1 protein-coding gene is annotated in these 382 nt (G+C 73.8%); it reads left to right on the top strand.

Annotated elements, in window-relative coordinates; all coding sequences use genetic code 11:
- Window positions 1-113: 113 nt before the first annotated feature.
- Window positions 114-382 (top strand): hypothetical protein (locus C1J01_RS51770; RefSeq protein WP_220040526.1); only part of this gene is annotated, 269 nt, incomplete at its 3' end.

A 382-nucleotide genomic window follows, 5' to 3' on the forward strand; every position in this document is an offset into this window, starting at 1 on the left:
GTGTGTATAAGAGACAGCTCCCACCCCGGGCCGACCCCACGCCTTCGGCCGGTCTCCCGGCCCGGCCCGGGCGCACGCACACGCCGCCGGGATAGATCGTCACCCCAGGCACAGTGACCTTGGGCGCCACCTGGCGCTTTCCGCCTGGCACGGCGATCGACACCCTGGGGCCGGGCGAGCGACGTACCGACACCTTCGGCACCTCCACCGTCGGCCCCAGCGTGACGCCCTTCGGCGGCACAGGCCGCACCGGTTTCCTACTCGGCGGCATGGGCACCCCCGCCACCCCTCCAGGCACCCGCCCCGACGTCACCGGCACTCGCACCGACTTCCCAGGGACCCGATTCGGCGGCACCGGAACCGGCGCGACCCTCCCGGGCAC

The organism is Nonomuraea aridisoli, assembly GCF_003236395.1.
In the GTDB taxonomy this organism is placed as follows: domain Bacteria; phylum Actinomycetota; class Actinomycetes; order Streptosporangiales; family Streptosporangiaceae; genus Nonomuraea; species Nonomuraea aridisoli.